The organism is Thioalkalivibrio sp. ALE25, assembly GCF_000377285.1.
Taxonomy (GTDB): domain Bacteria; phylum Pseudomonadota; class Gammaproteobacteria; order Ectothiorhodospirales; family Ectothiorhodospiraceae; genus Thioalkalivibrio.
Genome location: NZ_KB897925.1, coordinates 156,987 through 180,634 on the forward strand (window position 1 = coordinate 156,987; position 23,648 = coordinate 180,634).

Below are 23,648 nucleotides of genomic sequence, written 5' to 3' on the forward strand. Positions count from 1 at the left end.
GGAGAAGAACATGATGACGAGCATTCGCCGCAAGGTCGGCATAACCAACAGGGGATTCAACATGGGTTCTTCCATGCGCGCTTTCGCAGGGACGGTCGTGGCCGGCCTGCTGTTCATGGTGTCCCAGGGGGTGGCTGCCACCGAACTGGAAGAGATCCGGGCCGGCAGCCTGAGCGGGGACCGGGTGCAGGTGAACCTGCGCTTCTCCGAAGCGCCGCCTTCCGACATCCGTGCCTTCGCGATTGATTCGCCGCCGCGTATTGCGCTGGATCTGCCCAACGTGGGCAACTCGTTGCCACAGCGCGAGACCGACCTGAACGTGGGGCCCATCCTGCGCGCAAGCTCCGTAGAGGCGGGCAACCGCACGCGCGTGGTCCTCAATCTGACCCAGGCCTCCGAGTACCAGACCCGGGTGGAGGGCAATAACCTGATCCTGACCCTGGGTCGCGGGGTCTCCGAGGCGGATGCCCGAACCCAGCAGGTCGTGGACCGCGCGGGTGAACCGACCCCGGTCACCCGCAGTGCGCGCCCGGTCGAGATTACCGGAATCGACTTCCGTCGCGGGAGCGAGGGCGAGGGTCGCGTCGAGGTCGATCTCTCGCGCTCCGGCGCCGAGATCAACGTCCGTGAGCAGGCGGGGCGCATCGAGATGACCTTCCCCCGCGCGATGATCGACGAAGCCCTCGAGCGCCGCCTCGACGTCGTCGACTTTGCCACCCCGGTGCATATGATCGACACCGTCGCGGAACGTGACCGCGTGCGTATGGAGGTCGAGGCGCGCGGGGAATACGAGATCCTGTCCTACCAGAGCGACCGCCAGTTTGTCCTCGAGGTCGCCCCGATCTCCGAGGCGGAGCGCCAGGCCCGTGCGCGTGAGGAAGAGGAATTCGAGGGTGAACGCCTGTCGCTGAATTTCCAGGACATCGAGGTGCGCTCCGTCCTGCAGCTGCTGGCGGACTTCACCGATCTGAACATCGTGGTCAGCGATACCGTGGGGGGCAACATCACGCTGCGGTTGAACAACGTCCCCTGGGACCAGGCGCTGGACATCATTCTGCGCGCCCGCGGCCTCGACAAGCGCATGGACGGCAACGTCCTGTACGTCGCCCCCAGCCAGGAGATCGCCGCGCGCGAACGCATGGAGATGGAGGCCGAACGTGATCGCCAGGAGCTCGAGCCCCTGCGCACCGAGTTCGTGCAGATCAATTTCGCCCAAGCCGAACAGATCGCTTCCCTGATCCGGAGTGACGAGGGGGCGCAATTCCTTTCCGAGCGCGGCAATGTCACGATCGATAGCCGCACAAATACGCTGCTGGTGCAGGACACTCAGAGCCGCATCGAGGACGTGCGGCGCTTGGTCTCGACGCTGGATGTGCCGGTGCAGCAGGTCCTGATCGAGACGCGTATCGTCATTGCTCGAGACAGCTTTAATCGCGAACTTGGTGCCCGTTTTGGTGTTTCTGGTTCGCGTGGCGAGGGGCGACGGACTCAGCTCGGTGCGGGTGGGTCTCTTGACGGCGCGAGTGCCGCGCGAGGGACGTCTTCTGGCAGCCGAGGGGCCGGTGAGTTGGCGACCGGGGTCGAACTAGGCAATCGTTTGAATAGTTCGTTACCTGCAGGGAATGACGCAGGTCGTGCTGGCATCAGTATTCTGCGAAGCGGGGTGTTGCTGGATCTTGAACTCTCGGCGTTGGAGGTTGAGGGCCGGGGCGAGATCATCTCCAGCCCGCGTGTTATCACGGCAAACGGTCAGACCGCGTATATCAAGGACGGTCAAGAAATTCCGTATCAGGAGGCGACAGCATCCGGGGCGACCTCTACCCAGTTCATCGAGGCTCTTCTGGCGACCGAGGTAACCCCTCAGATCACGCCCAACGGTAATGTCATTCTCGACATTCGCGTGAACAAGGATGAGCCTGATTTTGCCCAGGCGGTACTCGGTGTGCCGACTATCAACAAGCGTGAGGTTGAGACACAAGTCTTTGTCGGGGACGGAGAGACGGTGGTTCTTGGTGGTGTCTACGAAATCGAGAGCAGCGAGTCTCTGGAAAAGGTGCCATTCTTTGGTGATATACCGTTCTTGGGTAATTTGTTCCGGAATCGTGCGACCGAGAATGCGAAGGCAGAGCTGTTGATCTTTGTGACGCCGCGGGTGCTTGACTAGGCGCACGGAGCGCCCGTTGCGCGCGAGGTTTAACGTCCGAACCAGAAAGCCGGGGCCTGTCCCTGGCTTTTCTTTGGTGGGTGCAGCCAGTAGCCTTGGTGACCATGCAGAACATCGTATTGGTAGGCCCGATGGGGGCCGGCAAGAGCACTATCGGGCGTGGCCTGGCCGGGCTGCTGCGGCGTCCCTTCTTCGATACCGATCAGGAGATCCAGCGGCGTACCGGCGTGGATATCCCGACCATCTTCGAGTTCGAGGGCGAGGCGGGGTTTCGCAAACGCGAGACGGCAATGCTGGAATCCCTGCTGCAACAGGAGGGGGCTGTCATCGCCACGGGCGGCGGGATTGTCGAACGCCCGGAGAACCGCGAGCGGCTGCGCGATCAGTTCGTGATCTACCTGCGCGTCCCGGTTGAAGAGCAGTTCCGCCGCACTCGGCGCAACCGCAAGCGTCCGCTGATCGCGGAGGCGGCGGATCCGAAGGCGCGGCTGCAGGAGCTGTTCGAGGCGCGAGACCCGCTCTATCAGGAGATCGCCAGCCTGACCCTGGAGGGCAAGGGTCGCCGTGTGCGCGACGCCGTCAAAGGCGTGTGCTCGGCCCTCCAGGTCCAGCGCCCCGACCTCTGCCAACCCCGCTCCGACGCTGGGTCGAATTGACCACGAAGCTCACGAAGACACGAAGTAGGTCAAAAGCGTTTTGACCACAGAGGTCACGGAGGACACAGAGAAGGGAAAGGATTTGTGTGCCACTTAGCCCACAAAGGTACGAGATCGTCCCGATTCTTTGGTTTTCGAACCCTTGAACCACAGTGGTTGTGAACGTCCCCGGCAGACGTGACATCCCCTTACCGGCCGCCCAAGAATTCAGCCCTTCTTCGTGTTCTTCGTGCCCTCTGTGGTGCAACCGCCCTTGACCTTCAATTCCGCGTGGGCCTGCGTGGTGCAGGCGGCTAGTGGCGGGTGTTGCCGCCGCCGTCGGGGACGAACATGCCTTCCTGGGAGGGGGGCGAGCGGCGGCCGTGCGAGGCGTGATGGAACAGGAGCCGCCAGCGCGAATCCACCCGCCGCCAGGTCTGGCTGATCAGGATGGTCCCGGTCGGCGCCACGTCGCCCGGGCGGGTGATCGCCTCCTCGATGACCAGGCTGATGACTTCGCCGCTCTCGTGGCGCCCCACGATCTTCGGCTCGATGCCGATATTCAGTTCGCGCGCGAAGACCAGCAGCCAGCTCTCCATCACCTCCGCCACGCCGCGGTGCGCGCGCGGGCTGCCCGGGTGGATGCAGACGATGTCCGGCCGCTCGGCCCACAGGCGCATCATCTGCTCGATGTCGGCGGCGCGGAACGCGGTGTAGTACGCCTCGACGCAGCGGTCGGCATCGGTCTCCATCAGTGCATGCCCCCGGTCGGCCATTCCGGGGCCGGTTCCGGGTCCGGGCTGGCGTGGTGGAGCACCATGCGCCAGCTGTCGCCCACCTGGCGGTAGCCGTTGGTCGCCAGCATCACGCCCCGGCGCTCGCCGTGGACGTAGAGGTTTTCCCGCAGGACGTGCAGGACGAGGTCATCGCCCGGGATCGCCGTCACCTGGGTGCGGTGGACCACGACGCCGCGCATGCCGGGCAGAATGTCGTCCCAGCTCTCCAGGATCACGTCCGTGCCCTGCAGACGCTCGCCCCCGGGGTGGATGCAGACGCACTCGTCGCTGTCGTGCCAGACCTCGCGCATGCCCTGCGGGTCGCCCGCCTGAAAGGCTTCGTAGAACGCGGCTTCCGCGGACTGGGGAGAGGGGAACGTGGCCATACGCGTTGGGGGAGCTCCAGAAACGGAATGCTTATTGTCGCAGGAGCGCTTCCCGATGACGAATGCGGGGCGGGCCGGGAGATGACGTGGTCGGCTCGAGCCGCCAGAATGGCGCCCCCGGACCTCTGGAGCCCGCATGGCACGCATCCTCGCCACCGGCATTGTGACCCTCGACCATACCCTCGACGTCGCCGCATTTCCCGCCGAGGACGCGGAGATCCGCGCGCTCGCCAGCACGACCCAGCCCGGCGGCAACGCCACCAATACCGCGGCGATCCTGGCCCAGTTCGGGCACCGCCCGGGGCTGGCCGCGGTGATTGCCCGGGGCGCGGGCGGGGATGCCCTGGTCGAGCAGTTGCAGGCGCGCGGGCTGGACGTACGGCACTGCGTGCGGCGGCCCGGAGCGACGCCGACCTCGCATATCCTGCGTTCCCGGGCCACCGGCAGCCGTACCATCGTCCACCACCGCGATCTCCCCGAACTGGAGGAAGCGGATGTCTCCGGCGTGCCCTGGTCGGAATACGACTGGCTGCACTTCGAGGGCCGTAACCCCGAAGCCCTGGTCGCGATCCTGGCAGCCACGCGCGCAAGTATCTTCGACCAGCCCGTATCGCTGGAGCTGGAGAAACCCCGTCCCGGCCTGGAGGCCTGCCTGGAGTATGCCGACGTCCTGATGCTTTCGCGGGACTGGGCCGCCACCGTGGCGGATACACCGGAGGACGCGCTGCGGCAGATGGCGAGCCGCTTCCCCGACCGCATCCTGACCGTGACGGCCGGAAGCGCCGGGGCCTGGCTGGCTGCCCGTGGCGCGATCCACCACTGTGCACCCACGCCCGGTCTGCAGGTCGTGGACAGCGTGGGTGCGGGAGATGCCTTCAATGCCGGCCTGATCGATGCACTGGTCTCCGGCACGCCCCCCGAGCAGGCTTTGTACGCGGCCGTGCGCCTGGCCGAGCGCAAGCTCGCGCAGCGCGGGTTCGAGGGGCTGGCGGCGGCGGTGTCCGACCTCGGTGCCGGGCCGGGTTAGGGCCGGGAGAAGGGGGATAGCCGCCTGTTCAGCGGCACACAGGCGTCAGTGGAGGGTCAGGCCTCTTCGCCGAAACGGTCGGCCACCAGTTCGGTCAGCGCGTCCAGCGCCTCGGGGGCGTCCTCGCCTTCGGTCTCGATGGTGATCTCGCTGCCCTGGGCCGCGGCCAGCATCATGACCCCCATGATGCTCTTGCCGTTGACTTCCTGCTGGTTGCGGGAGACGGTGACATCGGCGGCGTACTGGCTGGCCAGGCTGACAAACTTGGCCGCAGCACGCGCGTGCATCCCCAGGCGGTTAACGATGGGGACTACGCGCTGCGGCATCGCTGCACTCCTGGTCGCAGAGAAGGATTCCGTCATGCCCGCCGGACAGGGCCTTGTTGACCAGCTCGGTCAGCGGGAGATGCTGGTAGTTGAGGACGCGGATCAGCATCGGCAGGTTGATCCCGGCGATCACGCGCGCGTTGGCCCCGCGAGCCACTCGGCTGGCGACGTTGGAGGGGGTGGAACCGAACATGTCGGTCAGGATCAGTACCCCGGCGCCACTGTCCAGAGTGGTCAGGCGCTCGCGGGCGCGGGCCAGGACCTCGTCGGGGTCGTCGTTCTGGGACATCGCCATGGACTCGCAGTCATCGGGCAGGCCGCCAAGCATGCTTTGTGCGGTCTGCAAGAGGGTGTCGCCCAGGTTTTGATGCGTGATCAGAATGAGACCAACGCCCATGGATCTGCTCCAATTGCGGGTTCCGTAGGGGCCTGCCCCCGCGCTTCGTGGTTACTGCTTGCCCAGCTCGCGGTGACGGGTGCTAACAGTAACATGTTCCCGGTCCCGCCACGCCCCCGCAAGGCGTTCGACCAGGTATACCGAGCGGTGTCGGCCGCCGGTGCAGCCGATCGAGACCGTCACGTAACTGCGGTGGTCCTCCAGCAGCCGCGGGAGCCACTGCGAGAGAAAGCCCTGGATGCTGTCGAACATGGCCGCGACCTCCCCGTGCCCCTCGAGGAACTCGCATACGGCCGGGTCGCGGCCGGTCAGGCCGGCCAGCTCGCGTTCGTAGTAGGGGTTGGGCAGACAGCGCACGTCGAATACGAAGTCCGAGTCCATCGGCGCGCCGTGCTTGAAGCCGAAGGACTGGAACAGCAGGGACAGCTCGTGCTCTCCGCGCTCGCCCATGCGGTCGCGCAGGGTACGGGCCAGGTCGTGCATCGACAGCCGCGAGGTGTCCACCGTCAGGTCGGCCTCCGCCGCGACGTGGCCCAGCCACTCGCGTTCGCGGTCGATGGCCTCCACCAGGGGCACGCCATCGCGCGCCAGCGGGTGACGCCGCCGGGTCAGGTGGTAGCGCCGCAGCAGTACGTCGCTTGAGGCCTGCAGGAACAGGACCTCCACCTGCAGGCCCTCCGCCCGTAGCCCGGCCAGCAGGCTGGCAAACCCCTTCAGGGCCTCCAGCCCGCTGCGCACGTCGACGCCGACCGCCAGGTGGCGATCGCCCTCGGTGTCGTAGTGGCCCTGGCGCACCTGGCGAATCAGGTCCGGCAGCAGCGGCAGCGGGAGGTTGTCCACACAGAAATAGCCCGCGTCCTCCAGGGTGTGCAGGGCGACGGTCTTGCCGGATCCGGACAGACCGCTGACGATCAGCAGGCGCATGGCGGACTCAGCCCTCCGGGTCCGGGTTAGGGACGGTCGTGGCGGGCACGGCCCGGTGGTAGGGCGGCTCCTCGGCCTCGCCGCTCATCTGCCGGCGCTGGCGGGCGCGCAGGTCATCCCCGGCGATGTAGCCCTGCATGTGCAGCATGTGGTTGCGCACGGCGGCCTCGATCATCACCGCGATGTTGCGACCCGGCGCCACCGGGAGGCTGATCAGCGGAATCCGCAGGCCGAGGATGTCGATCTCGCCGCGGCGCCCGTTCAGCCGGTCGTCGGGGACCGGCGAGGGCTCGCCGTGATCGCGCAGGTCGATAATCAGCCGCAGGTACTTGCCGCCCTTGATTGCGGAGTCGCCGTACATCGCGCGGATGTTCAGCACCCCCAGGCCGCGTACCTCGAGCAGGTCCTGGAGCAGGGCCGGGCAGTGACCGCGCACGATGTCGGGGGCGATGCGCGCGAACTCGGGGGCATCGTCGGCGATCAGGCGGTGCCCGCGCGAGATCAGCTCCAGCGCCACCTCGCTCTTGCCGACGCTGGAGGCCCCGCTGATCAGGACGCCGATGCCGAGGATCTCCATGAACACGCCATGGCGCACCTCGAAGTGCGCCAGACGCTGCTGCAGGAAGTAGCGCAGCAGCGCGATGATCTCGTGGCTGCTGGTGCTGGAGCACAGGATCAGCGGCAGCGCCTCCTGCGGGGCATGGGGCATCTCCGAGAACGGGCAGGTGTCCTCGGCGAAGATCACCGCGGTGGTGCCGGTGCGGGCCATCTCCAGGATCAGGTCGTTGCGCTGGTCGTCGCTGAGGCCGGCGATGTAGCGGGCCTCGAAGTCCCCGATGACCTGGATGCGGTTGGGTCGGATCAGGTTGAGGTGGCCGGCCAGAGGCAGGTCATCCCCGTCCTCGCCGACCAGCTTGCGGTCGGGGGCGGCGTGCTCGCCATGCACGAAGCGCAGATCCAGGCGGTTGCCCATAGCCTGGATCAGGCTCTCCACGTTGATGTCGCGGGCAATCCCGCCTTCGCCCAGTGCCTCGTTCATGAGCAGGGCCGGCGGGGATCGGTGGCGTGGCAGGGTGCGGGGCGCACGGGATCAGCCCTCGCGGAAGCGGCGGACGAGTTCCTGTTCCAGGCTGGCGGCATCGCCGGCCCGGCGCAGGGCGGCAATGGTGTCCGGTTGCGAAAGCCCGCGCGCCAGCTGGGCCAGCAGGTCGAGGTGATCGCTGGTGGCGGCCTCCGGGACCAGCAGAGCGATCAGGATATCGACCGGCTCGTGGTCCATGGCGTCGAAGTCGACGCCGCTCTCCAGGCGCAGGACGGCCACGCGCGGAGCCTCGAGATCGGCCAGGCGGCCATGGGGGATCGCAACCCCATGGCCCAGGCCGGTGGAGCCCAGCTTTTCGCGCGCGGACAGGGCCTCGAAGATCGCGGTGCTGCCCGGTCCGCCGGCATCACCGCCGCCGGCGAGGAGTTCCGACAGGGCCTCCAGGGCCCGCTTCTGACTGGAGCATTCCGGCTCCAGGCGGATGCGCTCGGCGGTGATCAGCTCGGCAATGGACATGGGTCAGGAGGCCTGCTCACGGTTGCGCTGGGCGCCCTCGGCCCGGTGATGATCCTTGACCTTTTCCTTGTGCTTGATCAGCTGGCGGTCGACCTTGTCGATCAGCGCGTCGATGGCGGCGTACATGTCCTCGTGGGAGGCCTCCGCGTGGATGTGATTGCCGCTGACCTGGAGATTCGCCTCGGCCTTGTTGAACTGGTTCTGGGTCTTCTCGTGGGTCAGCACGACGTGCACGTCGATGACCTTGTCGAAGTGGCGTTCCAGCTTCGCGAACTTCTCGTTGACGTAGTCGCGCAGGGCGTCGGTGAGGTCCACATGGTGGCCGGTCAGGTTGATCTGCATGGTCGGGACTCCTTGGTTACTTGTGGCCGGTGGGCATGGAGGCCATCTGCCGGCGTTCGCTGGATGAAGGGATGTGCATCGCCTCGCGGTACTTGGCCACGGTGCGACGCGCCACATTGATGCCCCGGTCCGCCAGGATCTGGGCGAGCCGGGCATCGCTGAGCGGCTTGTTCGCGGGTTCGTCGTCGATCAATTCGCGAATCATGGCACGGATGGCGGTGGCGGAACACTCGCCACCGTCGTTGGTGCCGACATGGCTGGAGAAGAAATACTTGAACTCGAAGACCCCGCGCGGGGTGTGCATGTATTTCTGGGTGGTCACCCGGGAGATGGTCGATTCGTGCATCTCCAGGATCTCGGCGATATCGCGCAGGATCAATGGCTGCATCGCGACCTCGCCGTGTTCCAGGAAGCCTTGCTGGCGATGGACAATCGCCTCGGCGACGCGCAGCAGGGTGTCGTTGCGGCTGTGCAGGCTCTTCAGGAACCAGCGCGCCTCCTGCAGCTGGTCGCGCATGAAGGCACTGTCGCGGGCATCCGATACCTGGCGCACCATGCCGGCGTAGAGGTCGTTGATACGGATGCGTGGCGCGATTTCCGGGTTCAGCTCCACGCGCCAGCCCTCCGGGGTGTGGCGCACGTAGACATCGGGCACCACGTATTCGGAGGTGGCGGCACTGATCTGCGCGCCCGGCCGCGGGTTCAGGGTGCGGATCAGGTCCAGGGCGCGCGCCAGTTCGTCCGGGTCGCGCACACCCGACTGGCGTTGCAGGGCTTTGTAATCGCGCTTGCCCAGGCTGTCCATGCCGTGTTCCAGGATCGCCCGGGCGGCCTCGCGGGCGGGGGCGTCCGGGGCCAGTTCGCGCAGCTGAATCTCCAGGCATTCGCGCAGATCGCGCGCGCCCACGCCCAGGGGGTCGCACTGCTGGATCCAGTGCAGGACTGCCTCGACCTCATCCACGCCGACGGGCTCTTCCTCGCCGCGGCTGATGGTCTCGGCCAGCGTCTCGAGGTCGCCTTCGAGATAGCCGTCGGGGCTGATCGCGTCGATCAGGGCCGCGCCGATGCGCTGGTCGCGCGGAGTCAGGTGGCTCAGGTGCAGCTGCCACAGCAGGTGGTCCTGCAGGCCCTCGCCGTCGTCGTCGCTGGTGTTTTCCAGCGGGTCGCGGTCATCCACGCCCTTGGGGGCGGGCGGCGGTTCGTAGATGTCGTCCCAGCGGCTGTCGGTGGTGAGCTCCTCGGGAATCACGTCATCGCTGGTGGTAGTGGCCTCCATGCGGTCGCCTTCCACCACCTCGCCCTCCGCGTCCAGGCGCTCGGCCCCGCCCATGTCGTCCTCGTCTTCCACCTGTTCGAGCATGGGGTTGCTCTCCAGCGCCTGCTGGATCTCCACCTGCAGCTCGAGCGTGGACAACTGCAACAGGCGGATCGCCTGCTGCAGTTGCGGGGTCATGGTGAGCGTCTGACCCAGCTGAAGATTCAGGCCGGGTTTCAGCATTGGCTGTGCGGGTCGCGGGTGACCATAAGAGCGATCTTAAATGCTGCCTCGTGGTTTGTGCACCGGCGCGGGTTGTGCGCGTGCCGGAATCACAGGCGGAAATTCTCGCCGAGATAGACCCGGCGCACCTGGGGGTCGGCCAGTAGCTCGTCGGGTGTCCCGGCGGCCAGCAGGCGCCCCTCGCTCAGAATATAGGCCCTGTGGCAGATCCCGAGGGTCTCGCGCACGTTGTGATCGGAGATCAGAACCCCGATGCCGCGCGCTGCAAGGTGGCGAATTACATCCTGGATATCGCCCACCGAGATCGGGTCCACCCCGGCAAAGGGCTCGTCCAGGCAGATGAATTGCGGGTCACCGGCCAGGGCCCGCGCAATCTCGGCGCGCCGACGTTCGCCGCCGGACAGCGCGATCCCGGGGCTGTGGCGCACGGTCTCGAGCTGAAACTCCTCGATCAGCGCGTCGCCGATACGCCGGCGTTCGTGGCGGTCCAGTCCGGGACGCAGTTCCAGCACGGCCTGCAGGTTGTCCCACACGCTCAGGCGGCGAAAGATCGAGGCCTCCTGGGGCAGGTAGCCGAGACCGGCGCGGGCGCGCACGTGGATGGGCGCGCGGGTGATGTCGTGCCCGCCCAGGGTGATGCGCCCGGCGTTAGGGCGGATCAGCCCGACCAGGCTGTAGAAGCAGGTGGTCTTGCCGGCGCCGTTGGGACCCAGCAGGCCGACCACCTCGCCCGGTGCGAGGTCGACATCCACCTGGTCGAGCACGGTGCGCTGGCCGTAGCGCTTGGTCAGTTCGCGCCCGATCAGGCGATCACGGGCCTCGGCGGGTGCTGGCGCCGGGCTGGTGGCGGGTGCGTTCATTCGTCGTCGCGTGGCTGGATGGTGATGCGTACGCGTTCGCTGTCGTCCTCGCCGCGTTCGGCCTCGATCACGTCGGTGGTCAGGTCGTAGGTGATGCGCTTGCCGCGCGCCTCTTCGCTGGCGGTGATCACATGGGCCTGGTCGGTGAGGATCATGCGGTCATCGTTCAGCAGGTAGTCGATGCGCAGCGCGGTGGCGATGCGCATCTCGCCGGTCTCGGGGTCGGGGGATTCCAGGCGGGCCGGCTCGCCGTGGGCCTCCATCTCGTAGGGGCGACGATCCCGGGTGCGCACGTAGACCGTGTCGGCCTCCAGCGTCATGTCGCCGCGGATCACGATCACGTCCCCGGTGTAGGTGCCCAGGCCCTGGCGTTCGTCCATCTCCGCGTGGTCGGCGGTGATCTCCACCGGCAGCGAGGGTCCCGACCCCTGCTGGCCCAGGGCCGGCGTCGCCAGCAGGGCGGAGAGGAGGCCGGCCGCCGCAAGCAGGCCCGGCAGGCGGCGGCTATTCGGGATCGGGGTCATGCGCGGGGTCCTCCTCGCTCGCCTCGCTGTAGAGCGAGTACACGTCATGGAACAGCTCTATGGTATCCGCTCGCGAGTCCACGCGCAGGCCGGTGCCGCGCTGGAACAGCCCGGGCTGGTTCAGGGTGGAGAGGGCGTCCGAGGTGGCGACCATGGTGTCTGTGGCGATGCGTACATCCCGCGAGTCGATGACCGTCTGCACGCGTTCGCCGAGGGCTGGTTGTACGCCGTGGGTGGGGCCGACCAGGTCCAGGGTTTCGTCAGCCGGGCGGTGCAGGGCCGCCGGGGCGGTCCAGCGCCATTCGATACCGCCATCGGCGAACAGGTCGAGTTCCGGGTCATCCACCCACTGCGGCCCGTCGCGGCCGAATTCGCGCAGTCGGGTGCCCTGCAGCCGGTGGGTCCGCTCACCGTCGTCGCTGGTGGCGTGCAGCGTGAATCCGTCGATCTGCAGGGTCACCTCGCCCTCGGGCGGGGTGACCTCGGCGGTTGCGGGGCTTGCGCACGCCAGCGTGAACAGGACCAACGGCGGCGCCAGACCGTACCGGTTGCGTCTCCGCCGGCTCATCCGTTCAGGTAGGTCTCGAGCAGGGCGTCCAGCCGGTCCTGCGCGGCCAGCAGCCCCTCGCAGGCCTCGCGCACGGCGCCGCGCCCGCCGTGGGCCTCGGTGACCCACTGGGCGTGGCGGCATACCAGCGGGTGGGCGTCCCCGACCGCGATCCCGAGCCCGACCCGCTGCATGGCCGGCAGATCGACGATGTCGTCGCCCATGAAGGCGGCTTCCGCCGGGTCATGGCCGGTGCGCTGCAGCAACTCGTGCAGGGCCTCGCCCTTGTCGCGGCGGCCCTGGATCAGGTGCTCCACGCCCAGGTCCCGCATGCGGTGTTCGACCACCCCGGAGGTGCGCCCGGTCAGGATGGCGATGTCGAGGCCGCCGTCCAGCGCCAGGCGGATCCCGTGGCCGTCGCGGCTGTTGAAGGCCTTGTACTGCTCGCCGCCATCGCCCAGGAACAGGCTGCCGTCGGTCAGCACGCCGTCCACGTCCAGGATAAGCAGGCGTACGGCCTGCTGGCGGGTGCGCAGGGTCGCGGCATCCAGGTTCATCAGGCCACCCCGGCGCGCAGCAGGTCGTGCATGTTGATCACGCCGACCAGGCGCTGGTCGGCGTCGGTGACCGGCAGGGCGTTGATGCGCCGGCTCTCCATGGTCTCGAGTGCCGTGACCGCCAGCCAGTCGGGCTGCGCGGTGTGGCCGCCGGTGGTCATCGCCTCGCCGATGGTCAGGCCGTCCAGGCTGTGCCCGGCATCCAGGGTGCGGCGCAGGTCGCCATCGGTGAACACGCCCTGGATGCGGTCGTCGGCGCCGGCCACGATCACCAGCCCGAGGCCCTTGCGGGTGATCTCGAACAGGGCGTCCTTCAGCGGGGCCTCCGGCGTGATGCGCGGGATCGCGTCGCCGGTATGCATGATGTCGGCGACATGCACCAGCAGCCGCCGGCCCAGCCGGCCGCCGGGGTGCGAGCGGGCGAAGTCGTTGGCGGTGAAGCCGCGTGCATCCAGTACCGCGACCGCCAGGGCGTCGCCCATCGCCAGCGCCGCGGTGGTGCTGGAGGTGGGGGCCAGGCCCAGCGGGCAGGCCTCGCGCTCGACACTGACATCGAGGTGCACGGTGGCGTCGGCGCCCAGGCGCGAGCCGGGGTTGCCGGTCATCGCGATCAGCGGCACGCCCAGGCGCCGGATCAGCGGCAGGATGGTGAGGATTTCGTCGGTCTCGCCGGAGTTCGACAGCGCGATGACCACATCCTCGCGGGTGATCATTCCGAGATCGCCATGGCTGGCCTCGCCCGGGTGCACGAAGAACGCGGGGGTGCCGGTGGAGGCCAGGGTCGCGGCCAGCTTGCTGCCAATGTGCCCGGACTTGCCCATGCCGGTGACGATCACGCGGCCCTTGCACTCGAGGATGCAGCGGCAGGCCTCGAGGAAGCTGTCGTCGATGCGCCGGGCGAGGTTGTGCACGGCCTCGGCCTCGTCGTTGAGGACGGCCAGGGCCAGGTTGCGGGTGGTTTCGGGGTTGAAGTTCATGCAGTTGCCGTAATTCCCAAATAGACAAGGTAGCTTGCGAAGGCGACGAGGAGAAGGGCGCCCTGCCAGCGCAGGATCTGTCCCCGGCGGCCCAGCGCGATCAGGAACAGGGCCACCGTCAGTGCCAGCATCACGGGATAGTCGCGTGCGAGGACGTCGGCGTCGATTGCCAGCGGCGCGATCAGGGCCGGAACGGCCAGCACCGCGAGCAGGTTGAACAGGTTGGAGCCGACCACGTTGCCGATCGCCAGCCCCGCCTCGCGGCGGAAGGCGGCGACCACCGATGTGGCCAGCTCGGGCAGGCTGGTGCCGATCGCGACGATGGTCAGGCCGATGACCAGATCGCTGACTCCCAGTTGTTCGGCGATTTCCACCGCGCCCCAGACCAGGGCCTGGCTGCTGGCCAGCAGGAGCAGCAGCCCGAACACCAGCCACGCGATCGCGGGACCGAGGCGATCGCTGTCCGGGATGGTCTCCACCATGCCGCGCACGACTTCGGGGGCATCCTCGCCCGAGGCCTGTTGCGCGCGGCGGGCGGTCAACGCCATCCAGGCGGTGAATGCGGTCAGTCCCGCGAGCAGGGCGATGCCTTCCATCCGGCCCAGCTCGCCGCCGACCAGCAGGAGCAGTACGCCGAAGCTGACCAGCAACAGGATCGGCAGTTCGCGGCGAACCATGCCGCGGCCAATCGCCAGTGGTGCGACCACCGTGGCGGCCCCCAGCACCAGTGCGATGTTAGCGATGTTCGAGCCGATCGCGTTGCCTACCGCCACGCCCGGGTTGCCCTGCAGGCTCGCGAGGACCGAGACCACGAGTTCCGGGGCCGAGGTGCCGAAGGCGACAACGGTCAGGCCGATGACCAGCGGGCTCACGCCGACCCCGCGGGCAAAGGCGGAGGCGCCGAACACGAAGCGGTCGGCACTCCAGGTCAGCAGGATCAGGCCGACGATGACGGCGGCGATGGGTAGGGCCATGGGGCAGACGGGTCCCGAACGGTCAGGCCGCGATTGTAGCGGATCGGGGCGCTGTGTCAGTGGCGCAGGCGCTCCAGGCACGCGGTGGTACTGACCCGCGGGACCCAGCCGAGCTGCTCGCGAGCGCGGGTGCAGTCCAGCACCAGCGGGCCGTCCAGCCCGCGCACCCACCCGGGGTCGCCCGCGCGGGCGCTCAGGCGCCAGGCCAGCGGGTGCAGGGCGCGGATCAGCCCCAGGGGGACCGGTACCCCCCAGCGCCGCTGGTGGTGAGCCATGGCCCGCAGTGACCAGGCGGGTTCGGCCCCCAGATTGAAGGTGCCCTGTGTGCGGGTGGTCACGCTGCGGGCGATCGCCGCCGCGGCGTCGTCCTCCCACAGGATCTGCACCGGTTGCTCGCCCCCGGCGGGATAGAGACGTCCGCGGGCGATCTGCAGCAGCAGCGGGTGCGCATGCGGCCCGACGATCGCGGGCGGACGCAGGATGGTCACGCGGCATTCAGGGTGTTCGCGGGCGAGGGCGCGCAGGGCCTGCTCCACGGCCACCTTGTCCTCCGCATAGGGGAAGCGCGGTCGGGTCGGGTGGTCTTCGGTCAGGGGCTGCGGGCTGTCCGGCCAGGGGCCGTAGACCGCGGCGCTGGACAGGAATACGAGGTGGCGCACGCCGGCGGCGATGGCGGTCCGAAAGACCTGATCACTGAGGGCGACATTCTGCTGCCGGACCCAGGCACGGTCGTGGCGGCGGCCGTGGCCCCCCATCAACTGGAAGGCGAGGTGCACCAGGGTGTCGACCCCGGCCAGATCCTCCGGCCGGAGCCGCGTCAGGTCGCCCACACGGGCCTCGCAGAGGGCGGCGCCTCCCGGCGGGGGGAGTGCCGGCGGAGTCCGGTCCAGCGCGAGGATGCGCAGGATCGCCGGCTCGCGCGCCAGGGCGGGCAGCAGGGCCTGTCCCACGCATCCGGCCGCGCCGGTCACGGCGATATGCATGGGTCCGTGTGGCCCTCAGGTCGCGCTACGGGCGACGGCTGGAGCGGGATCGGCGAACGCGGGCATGACCTCCTCCGCGAAGCAGTCCATGGACTCCTCGGCCAGGGCCTGCGGGACGGCGCCGGCGCCGAAGGCGAGCAGGACCTGGTCGACCCCCGCCTCGCGCAGTCCCTCGATGCGCTCGCGACACTCGGCGGGCGTGCCGACCAGCGTCATGCCCAGCATATCGAGGATCTTCAGGTTGATCCCGGCCTTGACCAGATGGCGGAAGCGGCCCAGCGAACGGTAGTAGTCGTAGCCGTCGATCAGGCGTTCCAGCACCGGCAGGGTCTGCTGGAACATGTGGCGATAGAACCACTCGAACGCGGGCTTGGCCTCGCGCCGGGCGCGTTTGCCGTCCGGCAGGCACAGCACCCCGAGGGTCATCCCGACGCGCGGCGGATGGGCGATATCGGTGCGCGAGGCGTCCCAGGCCTCGTGGTACAGGCGGATGTCCTCGCGGATCATCTGCCAGGGCTTGAACGGGCCCGCCAGCGCCCCGATGCCCTGCTCGGCCGCCCAGGTGAAGGATTCCGGGCTGACCGCGGCGGTCCAGATCGGCGGGTGCGGGGCCTGCACCGGGCGCGGCATCACGGGTACGTCGTCCAGGTGATGGAACGGGCCGTCCTGGGTGATGCGGCCGGTCGCGAAGGCCTGGCGCAGCGCGTCCAGCCCGGCATCGACCCGCGCGCGGGACTCGCTCATCTCGGCCCCGAATGTGGCATATTCGCGCGGCGAGAAGCCGCGCCCGATCCCGAGGTCCAGCCGACCGCCGGAGAGCTGGTCCAGCATGCCGACCCGCTGGGCCACCCGCAGCGGGTGGTGGTAGGGCAGGGGCACTACGCCGAGCCCCAGGCGCAGGTGCTCGGTGCGCTGGCTGGCGGCGGCCAGGACCAGGTCCGGCGCGGTGGAGTGCGAGAACTCCGGCATCAGGTGATGTTCCACCAGCCAGGCGGTGCCGAAGCCCAGGCGGTCGGCCCGCTCCCACAGGCGCAGGGTGTTCTCCAGCACCTCCGATTCGGAGGTCTGCAGGAAGTCGGGCACCGAGAGTTCATGGAACAGGTCGAAGCGCATGGCGCAACTGTGCCGCGCGCACGGGGGCGATACAAGCAGACTGCGCGAGGATACGGTTACAACGTGGTGATGGCCGGGCGGTGACGGCACGGAAGGAGAGACATGACGAACGATCAGGAAGCGCTGGCGCTGCAGGCCGCCGGAGTCGCGGGCCCCGGCGAGGACTGGTGGGAAGGCTTCTTCCCGGAGGATCTGCCGCGCGAGTGGCAACTCGAGTATTACACCCACTATCACAGCCGCCTGCTGCTGCCCGCCGCGCTGTGGCTGGAGACCTCGGCCCCCGCGTTCGGCGACTGGGGCGAGGCCGTCGCCCCCGCGCTGCGGCTGACGCTCGAGTGGCCGGCGGAGGTTACGCCCGAGTCGGGGGCCGCGCGGGCGCTCGCGCTTGCCGAGGCCGCGGGCCCCTGTCTGCAGGCAGTGGCGCCGGGGCCGATGACGGCGGCGCAGGTCTCGGCGATCCGGGAGGCGCTCGAGGCGGCCGGCCTGGCGCGACTGATGGTCTATGGACCCGGTGAGCCACATACGATCACCCACGCCGAGGCGGCTTTGTTTTATCCGGCCCCGACGGGATCGACGACCGTGGGTGGAGCCTGGCAGATCACCCCCGAGCCGGGCCTGGGCGCGCCGGGCTGGCGTGCGCTGGTGGAGGCCCTGGGTGCGGCCGGCGGAAGCGGCGAGACTCCGGTCTTCCTGCGGGCCCGCCCGGACCGTCTGTCGGACTTTCGGACCATCGCCCAGCTACTGGGAATGGGATGAGCATCTCCCCGTGGGTTTGACGGTCCACCGGCCGGCGGCCAGACTTCCGGGTTCCTTAATGGCGAGGAGCGCGCGTGGCTGACCCGGCAGTGGCAGACAGTCCGCATATCGTGATCGAGAACCTGCGTTTCCGGCGCGGGCGCAAGGTGGTCTTCGACGACCTGTCGATGCGTATCCCGCGCGGGCAGGTGACGACCGTGATGGGCCCCAGCGGCAGCGGCAAGACGACCCTGCTGCGCCTGATCGGCGGACAGCTGCGCCCGGATGCGGGGCGCATCTGGGTGGATGGCCAGGAGGTGGCGAAGCTCTCCACCCGCCGCCTGTACGCCCTGCGCAAGCGCATGGGCATGCTGTTCCAGAGCGGCGCGCTGCTGACCGACCTTTCCGTATTCGAGAACGTCGCCTTCCCGCTGCGCGAGCACACCGATCTGCCGGAGGATGTGCTGCACGCACTGGTGCTGCTGAAGCTGGAGGCGGTGGGTCTGCGCGCGGCGCGCGAGCTGGACCCGGCCTCGCTGTCCGGGGGCATGGCCCGGCGCGTCGCCCTGGCGCGGGCCATCGCGCTGGACCCGGACCTGATCCTCTACGACGAACCGTTCACCGGGCTGGATCCGATCACCATGGGCCAGATCGTCAGCCTGATTCGCCAGACCAACGAGAGCCTGGGGCTCACCAGCGTGCTGGTCTCGCACGATGTGGCGGAGGCCATGGCGATCTCCGACCATGTGGTGCTGATCGCCAATGGCCGGGTGGTGGATGCCGGGCCGCCGGACGAGCTGGAGGCGCGCGCCTCCGACTGGAGCGCGCAGTTCCTGCAGGGCCGCCCGGACGGGCCGGTGCCGTTCCACTATCCGGGCGCGTCCTATCGCGACGACCTGCTGGGACAGGGGGAGCGCCGCGATGACTGACGCGATTGCCTCGCTGGGCCGGACCACGATCAACGCCCTGGTGGTGTTCGGTCGCGCCTTCGTCTTCCTGATGCGGGTGCTGGCGAGCCTCGATATCGTCATCCGTCGGTTCGGCCTGACGCTGGCCCAGGTGTATTCGGTGGGCGTGCGCTCGCTGCTGATCATCATCGTGTCGGGGCTGTTCGTCGGCATGGTGCTCGGGTATCAGGGCTACATCACGCTGGTGAACTTCGGCGCGGCCGAGGCCCTGGGCGGGGTGGTGGCGCTGTCGCTGGTGCGCGAGCTGGGGCCGGTGGTCACCGCGCTGCTGTTCGCCGGCCGCGCCGGCTCGGCGCTGACCGCGGAGCTGGGCCTGATGAAGACCACGGAGCAGCTCTCGGCGATGGAGATGATGGCGGTGAATCCGTACCGCCGGATCTTCGCGCCGCGCTTTGTCGCCGGATTCCTCTCCATGCCGCTGCTGGCCGCGATCTTCAGCGCCGTGGGGGTGATGGGGGGCTACCTCGTCGGGGTGGGGCTGCTGGGCGTGGACAGCGGCGCCTACTTCTCGCAGATGCAGTCGGTGACCGACTGGAACGAGGATGTGCTGTCCGGCGTGATCAAGAGCATCGTGTTCGGCTTCGTGGTGACCTGGATCGCGGTGTTCCAGGGCTTCAACGCGCAGCCGACCTCCGAGGGCATCTCGCGCGCGACCACGCAAACGGTGGTGGTCGCGTCGCTGGCGGTGCTGGGCCTCGATTTCATCCTGACCGGGCTGATGTTCGGCGCGGGCTGACCAACGTATTGCTAGGCAGGTGCAATAATGAAAGTACGTTTCTTCGAGCTGGCGGTGGGTGTCTTCGTACTGCTGGGCATCGGGGCGCTGTTCTACCTGGCGGTCCAGGTCAGCAACGTGACCGACTACCACGACCGCGACACCTACACGGTGACCGGCTACTTCGACAACATCGGCGGGCTCAAGACCCGGACCCCGGTCACGGTCTCGGGTGTGCGCATCGGCCGGGTCGCGGATATCCGCTACGATCCGGAGCGCTTCCGCGCCGAGGTGACCCTCGCCATCCGCTCGGAGCACGACTATCTGCCGATGGATACGCAGGCGGCCATCCATACCGCGGGGCTGCTGGGCGAGCAGTACATCGCCCTGGAGCCGGGAGGCGACTACGAAACCCTGCAGGACGGCGACGAGCTGATGTTTACCCAGTCGGCCCTGGTGCTGGAGAACCTCATTGGTCGTTTCATGACCAACATGGGTAGTGACTGATTCGCCCAAACCCGGAGCAAGAGACATGACACGGTTGCGTGACTATATGTGGAGCCTGCCGCTGGGGCTGATGGTCCTGCTGCTGGCGGCGCCGGCCCAGGCCGACAATCCCGCCGAGATCATCCAGCAGTCCATCGACGCGGTGTACGAGGAGCTGCGCGCCAACGAGTCGCGTGCGCAGGAGGATCCCGACTTCGTGATCGGTGTCATCGAGGACAAGATCCTGCCGGGCGTGGACGTCAATGGCATGGCCCGGCTGGTCCTGGCGCGCCACTGGCGGGATGCCAGCAGCGAGCAGCAAAGCCGGTTTACCGAGGCCTTCAAGAACACGCTGCTGCAGGCCTACGGGGTGCAACTGGCCGACCATCTGGACAAGGATGTGCGCGTGATCGAGCGCCGCTCGCGCCAGGACGAGCGCATGGCGGTGGTGGCCACCGAGGTGGTGATGGGCTCCGGCCAGTCGAACATCCAGGTGAACTACCGCCTGCGCCCGGTGAACGGCGAATGGAAGGTCTTCGATGTCGAGGCCGAGGGGCTCAGCTTCGTGGGCAACTTCCGCACCCGCTTCAACGAGGAGATCAACCGCGACGGTCTGGACGCCCTGATCGAGCGCCTGGAAGACGGGGACGAGAGTCTGGTCGAGGACGCGGTGGGCGATGCCATCCAGGACAACGGGGCCGGCAACCCGTGAGCGATGCACAGATCCGGGCCGATGACGGTGGCCTGGTCGTCAGCGGGCCGCTGACCTTCGCCACCGTCTCCGGGCTGGAGGCCCGGGCGCGCGGGCTGATGGCGCACCTGCCGGAGCATGCACGGGTGGACCTGTCCCGGGCCGGACGCATCGACAGCGCCGGCGTGGCCTTCCTCGTCATCCTCTGGCGCCGGGCGCGGGAGCAGGGCCGCACGCTGGTCTTCGAACCCCTGCCGGACGGGCTTCGGCCGCTGCTGGGGCTGTATGACCTGGAGGCGATCATCACCGACTCCGCGGCCCGATCCGTGGCCTGACCCGGGCGAACGGGCGAGTGCCGCGCGGATTCGTTATCATGGCGCGTTTCGCCGGGCCATGGTCGGTCCGGCGGTGAATCCGGGCACCCCATGGACAAGCTGATCATCACCGGAGGCGGCCGACTCGAGGGTCAGGTCTGGATCTCCGGGGCCAAGAACGCCGTGTTGCCGATCCTGTCCGCCACCCTGCTGGCGGACGGGCCGATGACCATTGGCAACGTCCCGCACCTGCAGGACGTCACCACGACCATGGAGCTGCTCGGGCGCATGGGCGTAAGCCTGACGGTCAACGAGCGCATGCGCATCGAGGTCGACCCCACCACGCTGACTCAGTGCGTGGCACCGTACGATCTGGTGAAGACCATGCGCGCCTCCATCCTGGTGCTGGGGCCGTTGCTGGCGCGCTTCGGCGAGGCCGAGGTGTCGCTCCCGGGTGGCTGTGCGATTGGCTCGCGGCCGGTGAATCTGCACCTGCGTGGCCTCGAGGCCCTGGGCGCCGAGATTGATGTCGACGGCGGCTACATCCATGCGCGCGCGGATCGCCTGAAGGGCGCGCGGGTGGTGTTCGACCAGGTCACCGTGACCGGTACCGAGAACCTGCTGATGGCCGCGACCCTGGCCGAGGGCGAGACTCTGATCGAGAACGCCGCGCGCGAGCCGGAGGTGATCGATCTGGCGGACTGCCTGACGGCGATGGGGGCGAAGATCCAGGGCGCCGGCACCGACACCATCCGGGTGCAGGGCGTGGAACGCCTGCACGGCTGCGAATACGACGTGATGCCGGATCGAATCGAGACCGGTACGTTCCTGGTTGCGGCGGCCGTGACCCGCGGGCGCGTACGCTGCCGCAATACCCGTCCCGAGCTACTGGATGCGGTCCTGGCCAAGCTGGTCGAGGCCGGTGCCCGCGTGGATACCGGGCCCGACTGGATCGAACTGGACATGGAAGGCCGCCGGCCGAAGGCGGTGAACCTGCGCACCGCGCCGTTCCCGGCCTTCCCGACCGACATGCAGGCGCAGATGATGGTGCTGAACACGGTCGCCGAGGGCACCGGCTCGGTGGTGGAGACGGTCTTCGAGAACCGCTTCATGCATGCGCTGGAGCTGCAGCGCATGGGCGCGCACATCACGATCGAGGGCAATACCGCGATCGTCGAGGGTGTGGAACGGCTGGTCGGCGCGCCGGTGATGGCGACCGACCTGCGGGCCTCGGCCAGCCTGATCATCGCCGGTCTGGTGGCCGAGGGCGAGACCGAGGTGGACCGCATCTACCATATCGACCGCGGCTACGAGTGCATCGAGGAAAAACTGAGCCAGATCGGCGCGACCATCCGTCGCGAGCCGGTCTGATACGCGACTCACACGGAACCGGACGAACGCCTGACCCATGATGGATCCCAACGCCCTGACCATCGCCCTGTCCAAGGGCCGTATCCTCAAGGACACCCTGCCGCTGCTGGCCAGCGCCGGGATTGAACTGCTGGAGGATCCGGACAAGACGCGCAAGCTGATCCTCGACACCAACCGTGAGGACGTGAAGATCGTGGTGGTGCGCGCGACCGACGTGCCCACCTATGTGCAGCACGGCGCGGCATCCATTGGCGTGGCCGGCAAGGACGTCCTGATGGAGCATGGGGCCGCGGGGCTGTACGAGCCGCTGGACCTGCATATCGCCCAGTGTCGCCTGATGCTGGCCGGGCGCCCGGGCCAGCAGCCGGACCCGCAGCAGCGCCTGCGCATCGCCACCAAGTTCGTGAACATCACGCAGAACTATTTCGCCCAGCAGGGCCGTCAGGTCGAGATCATCAAGCTCTACGGCTCGATGGAACTGGCGCCGCTGGTCGGTCTGGCCGACTACATCGTGGACCTGGTCGATACCGGGAACACCCTCAAGGCCAATGGCCTGGAGCCGCTGGAACTGATTACCCCTATCAGTTCCCGGTTGATCGTGAACCAGGCAGCCATGAAGATGCGACATAGAACCATTCAAAATCTCATCGAGGGCCTGCGGGAGGCCGTCACGCCCGCGACGACGTAACCGAGAACACCATGACCGCCGATACCGACGACCTCCGAATCCGCGAAATCCAGGAGGTGTCCGCCCCGGACACCGTCCGCGAGGAGCTGCCGATCACCGATGCGGCCGCCGACACCGTGTTCGAGGCACGCCAGGCCTGCCATCGCATCCTGCACGGTGAGGACGATCGCCTGCAGGTGATCGTCGGCCCCTGCTCGATCCACGACGTGGATGCCGCGCTGGACTATGCCGATCACCTGAAGACCCTGCGCGAGGAACTCTCCGATGCCCTGCACATCGTGATGCGGGTGTATTTCGAGAAGCCGCGCACCACGGTCGGCTGGAAGGGCCTGATCAACGACCCGGACCTGGACGGCAGCTTCCACATCAACAAGGGCCTGCGCGTGGCGCGCGGGCTGCTGCGCGATCTGGCGGTCAAGGGCATGCCGGCGGCTACCGAATACCTCGACCTGATCAGCCCGCAGTACATCGCGGACCTGGTCGCCTGGGGCGCGATCGGCGCTCGCACCACCGAGAGCCAGGTGCACCGCGAACTGGCCTCCGGCCTGTCCTGCCCGGTGGGCTTCAAGAACTCCACCGACGGCAGCCTGCGGGTGGCGATCGACGCGATCCGCTCCGCCTCGCGCCCGCACCACTTCCTGTCGGTGACCAAGGCCGGTCGCTCGGCGATCTTTTCCACCACCGGCAACGACGACTGTCACATCATCCTGCGCGGCGGCAAGCAGCCGAACTACGATGCCGCGAGCATCGAACAGGCCTGCAAGGAGCTGCGCATGGCCGAGTTGCCGGAGATGGTGATGGTCGACTGCAGCCACGCGAACAGCCGCAAGGACCCGCAACAGCAGGTCGAGGTGGCACGGGTGCTGGGCGAACAGATCGCCGACGGTGACCGACGCATCATGGGTGTGATGCTGGAGAGCCACCTGACCGGCGGCCGCCAGGACATCCTGCCCGGCAAGCCGCTGAAATATGGCCAGAGCATTACCGATGCCTGCATGGGCTGGGACGACAGCGAGGCCACCCTGCGCCTGCTGGCCGAGGCCGTGCGCGCCCGCCGCAAGACGCCCGTGCCTGCCTGACAAGACGCCCGTGCCCGTCTGAACCGAGGAATA

At 68.2% G+C, this 23,648-nt stretch carries 29 protein-coding genes; 12 read left to right on the plus strand and 17 right to left on the minus strand.

What is annotated here, in order from left to right; all coding sequences use genetic code 11:
- Positions 1 to 10 precede the first annotated feature (10 nt).
- Together pilQ and C996_RS0100805 are read left to right on the plus strand one after the other, a co-directional pair.
- Positions 11 to 2,164: a type IV pilus secretin PilQ gene (gene pilQ / locus C996_RS0100800; RefSeq protein ID WP_196799338.1), complete on the plus strand. Its 2,154-nt coding sequence runs from the start codon at positions 11 to 13 to the stop codon at positions 2,162 to 2,164.
- 104 nt (positions 2,165 to 2,268) lie between these two features.
- Positions 2,269 to 2,820 (plus strand): shikimate kinase, encoded by a 552-nt coding sequence (locus tag C996_RS0100805; protein WP_026279143.1) that lies wholly within the window; start codon positions 2,269 to 2,271, stop codon positions 2,818 to 2,820.
- A gap of 293 nt (positions 2,821 to 3,113) precedes the next feature.
- Here C996_RS0100805 and C996_RS0100810 read toward each other — a convergent pair whose 3' ends face one another.
- Positions 3,114 to 3,575, minus strand: a complete 462-nt coding sequence (locus tag C996_RS0100810) for a nuclear transport factor 2 family protein (protein ID WP_018865592.1) — start codon at positions 3,573 to 3,575, stop codon at positions 3,114 to 3,116.
- Positions 3,551 to 3,961: a nuclear transport factor 2 family protein gene (locus C996_RS0100815; protein WP_018865593.1), complete on the minus strand. Its 411-nt coding sequence runs from the start codon at positions 3,959 to 3,961 to the stop codon at positions 3,551 to 3,553. Before C996_RS0100815 ends, C996_RS0100810 begins: the two co-directional genes overlap by 25 nt.
- Before the next feature lie 136 nt (positions 3,962 to 4,097).
- Between C996_RS0100815 and C996_RS0100820 the strand changes: the two genes are divergently transcribed.
- On the plus strand, positions 4,098 to 4,988 hold the full coding sequence (locus tag C996_RS0100820) for a PfkB family carbohydrate kinase (RefSeq protein ID WP_018865594.1): 891 nt from the start codon (positions 4,098 to 4,100) through the stop codon (positions 4,986 to 4,988).
- 56 nt (positions 4,989 to 5,044) lie between these two features.
- Here C996_RS0100820 and C996_RS0100825 read toward each other — a convergent pair whose 3' ends face one another.
- From C996_RS0100825 to C996_RS0100895, 15 genes are all read right to left on the minus strand, one after another.
- Positions 5,045 to 5,314: an HPr family phosphocarrier protein gene (locus C996_RS0100825; protein WP_018865595.1), complete on the minus strand. Its 270-nt coding sequence runs from the start codon at positions 5,312 to 5,314 to the stop codon at positions 5,045 to 5,047.
- Positions 5,286 to 5,711 (minus strand): PTS sugar transporter subunit IIA, encoded by a 426-nt coding sequence (locus C996_RS0100830; protein ID WP_018865596.1) that lies wholly within the window; start codon positions 5,709 to 5,711, stop codon positions 5,286 to 5,288. The genes C996_RS0100825 and C996_RS0100830 overlap by 29 nt, the downstream gene beginning before the upstream one ends.
- Positions 5,712 to 5,762: 51 nt before the next feature.
- Positions 5,763 to 6,635, minus strand: a complete 873-nt coding sequence (gene rapZ, locus C996_RS0100835; protein WP_018865597.1) for an RNase adapter RapZ — start codon at positions 6,633 to 6,635, stop codon at positions 5,763 to 5,765.
- A 7-nt stretch (positions 6,636 to 6,642) separates the two neighbouring features.
- Positions 6,643 to 7,674, minus strand: a complete 1,032-nt coding sequence (hprK, locus tag C996_RS0100840) for an HPr(Ser) kinase/phosphatase (RefSeq protein ID WP_018865598.1) — start codon at positions 7,672 to 7,674, stop codon at positions 6,643 to 6,645.
- Between the two features lie 51 nt (positions 7,675 to 7,725).
- Positions 7,726 to 8,193 (minus strand): PTS sugar transporter subunit IIA, encoded by a 468-nt coding sequence (locus C996_RS0100845; RefSeq protein WP_018865599.1) that lies wholly within the window; start codon positions 8,191 to 8,193, stop codon positions 7,726 to 7,728.
- A gap of 3 nt (positions 8,194 to 8,196) precedes the next feature.
- Positions 8,197 to 8,535 carry a ribosome hibernation-promoting factor, HPF/YfiA family gene (hpf, locus tag C996_RS0100850; RefSeq protein WP_018865600.1) on the minus strand — a complete coding sequence of 113 codons (339 nt, stop codon included), beginning with the start codon at positions 8,533 to 8,535 and terminating at the stop codon, positions 8,197 to 8,199.
- A 16-nt stretch (positions 8,536 to 8,551) separates the two neighbouring features.
- Positions 8,552 to 10,033: an RNA polymerase factor sigma-54 gene (locus tag C996_RS0100855; protein ID WP_018865601.1), complete on the minus strand. Its 1,482-nt coding sequence runs from the start codon at positions 10,031 to 10,033 to the stop codon at positions 8,552 to 8,554.
- Positions 10,034 to 10,122: 89 nt separating this feature from the next.
- The gene (gene lptB / locus C996_RS0100860) at positions 10,123 to 10,893 is read right to left on the minus strand and encodes an LPS export ABC transporter ATP-binding protein (protein ID WP_018865602.1); all 771 of its coding nucleotides are present in this window, start codon (positions 10,891 to 10,893) and stop codon (positions 10,123 to 10,125) included.
- Complete coding sequence (gene lptA, locus C996_RS0100865; RefSeq protein WP_018865603.1) at positions 10,890 to 11,417, minus strand: lipopolysaccharide transport periplasmic protein LptA; 528 nt, start codon at positions 11,415 to 11,417, stop codon at positions 10,890 to 10,892. Before lptA ends, lptB begins: the two co-directional genes overlap by 4 nt.
- Entirely contained in the window at positions 11,398 to 11,943 is a 546-nt protein-coding gene (gene lptC / locus C996_RS0100870) for an LPS export ABC transporter periplasmic protein LptC (RefSeq protein ID WP_018865604.1), read from the minus strand. Before lptC ends, lptA begins: the two co-directional genes overlap by 20 nt.
- Before the next feature lie 38 nt (positions 11,944 to 11,981).
- Positions 11,982 to 12,521 (minus strand): HAD family hydrolase, encoded by a 540-nt coding sequence (locus C996_RS0100875; RefSeq protein WP_018865605.1) that lies wholly within the window; start codon positions 12,519 to 12,521, stop codon positions 11,982 to 11,984.
- Entirely contained in the window at positions 12,521 to 13,498 is a 978-nt protein-coding gene (locus C996_RS0100880; protein ID WP_018865606.1) for a KpsF/GutQ family sugar-phosphate isomerase, read from the minus strand. The genes C996_RS0100875 and C996_RS0100880 overlap by 1 nt, the downstream gene beginning before the upstream one ends.
- Positions 13,495 to 14,472 carry a calcium/sodium antiporter gene (locus C996_RS0100885; protein WP_018865607.1) on the minus strand — a complete coding sequence of 326 codons (978 nt, stop codon included), beginning with the start codon at positions 14,470 to 14,472 and terminating at the stop codon, positions 13,495 to 13,497. Before C996_RS0100885 ends, C996_RS0100880 begins: the two co-directional genes overlap by 4 nt.
- Before the next feature lie 56 nt (positions 14,473 to 14,528).
- Positions 14,529 to 15,455, minus strand: coding sequence for an NAD-dependent epimerase/dehydratase family protein (locus C996_RS0100890; protein ID WP_018865608.1), 927 nt, complete (start codon positions 15,453 to 15,455; stop codon positions 14,529 to 14,531).
- 15 nt (positions 15,456 to 15,470) lie between these two features.
- The gene (locus C996_RS0100895) at positions 15,471 to 16,568 is read right to left on the minus strand and encodes an LLM class flavin-dependent oxidoreductase (protein ID WP_018865609.1); all 1,098 of its coding nucleotides are present in this window, start codon (positions 16,566 to 16,568) and stop codon (positions 15,471 to 15,473) included.
- A gap of 102 nt (positions 16,569 to 16,670) precedes the next feature.
- On the opposite strand from C996_RS0100895, the gene C996_RS0100900 reads away from it, so the two are divergent.
- The 9 genes from C996_RS0100900 (at position 16,671) to C996_RS0100940 (ending at position 23,615) form a co-directional block, all read left to right on the plus strand.
- Positions 16,671 to 17,324, plus strand: a complete 654-nt coding sequence (locus C996_RS0100900) for a hypothetical protein (protein ID WP_018865610.1) — start codon at positions 16,671 to 16,673, stop codon at positions 17,322 to 17,324.
- 74 nt (positions 17,325 to 17,398) lie between these two features.
- Positions 17,399 to 18,232: an ABC transporter ATP-binding protein gene (locus C996_RS0100905; RefSeq protein ID WP_026143123.1), complete on the plus strand. Its 834-nt coding sequence runs from the start codon at positions 17,399 to 17,401 to the stop codon at positions 18,230 to 18,232.
- Positions 18,225 to 19,007, plus strand: a complete 783-nt coding sequence (gene mlaE / locus C996_RS0100910; protein ID WP_017942738.1) for a lipid asymmetry maintenance ABC transporter permease subunit MlaE — start codon at positions 18,225 to 18,227, stop codon at positions 19,005 to 19,007. Before C996_RS0100905 ends, mlaE begins: the two co-directional genes overlap by 8 nt.
- A 27-nt stretch (positions 19,008 to 19,034) precedes the next feature.
- Positions 19,035 to 19,493, plus strand: coding sequence for an outer membrane lipid asymmetry maintenance protein MlaD (gene mlaD, locus C996_RS0100915; RefSeq protein ID WP_018865611.1), 459 nt, complete (start codon positions 19,035 to 19,037; stop codon positions 19,491 to 19,493).
- Positions 19,494 to 19,539: 46 nt separating this feature from the next.
- On the plus strand, positions 19,540 to 20,184 hold the full coding sequence (locus C996_RS0100920; protein ID WP_018865612.1) for an ABC transporter substrate-binding protein: 645 nt from the start codon (positions 19,540 to 19,542) through the stop codon (positions 20,182 to 20,184).
- Positions 20,181 to 20,498, plus strand: coding sequence for a lipid asymmetry maintenance protein MlaB (locus tag C996_RS0100925; protein WP_018865613.1), 318 nt, complete (start codon positions 20,181 to 20,183; stop codon positions 20,496 to 20,498). Before C996_RS0100920 ends, C996_RS0100925 begins: the two co-directional genes overlap by 4 nt.
- Before the next feature lie 90 nt (positions 20,499 to 20,588).
- A complete protein-coding gene (murA, locus tag C996_RS0100930; RefSeq protein WP_017942742.1) occupies positions 20,589 to 21,848 on the plus strand; it encodes a UDP-N-acetylglucosamine 1-carboxyvinyltransferase in 1,260 nt (419 codons plus the stop codon).
- A gap of 37 nt (positions 21,849 to 21,885) precedes the next feature.
- Positions 21,886 to 22,536, plus strand: coding sequence for an ATP phosphoribosyltransferase (gene hisG / locus C996_RS0100935; protein WP_017942743.1), 651 nt, complete (start codon positions 21,886 to 21,888; stop codon positions 22,534 to 22,536).
- An 11-nt stretch (positions 22,537 to 22,547) separates the two neighbouring features.
- Positions 22,548 to 23,615, plus strand: coding sequence for a 3-deoxy-7-phosphoheptulonate synthase (locus C996_RS0100940; RefSeq protein WP_018865614.1), 1,068 nt, complete (start codon positions 22,548 to 22,550; stop codon positions 23,613 to 23,615).
- The last annotated feature ends 33 nt before the right edge of the window (positions 23,616 to 23,648 follow it).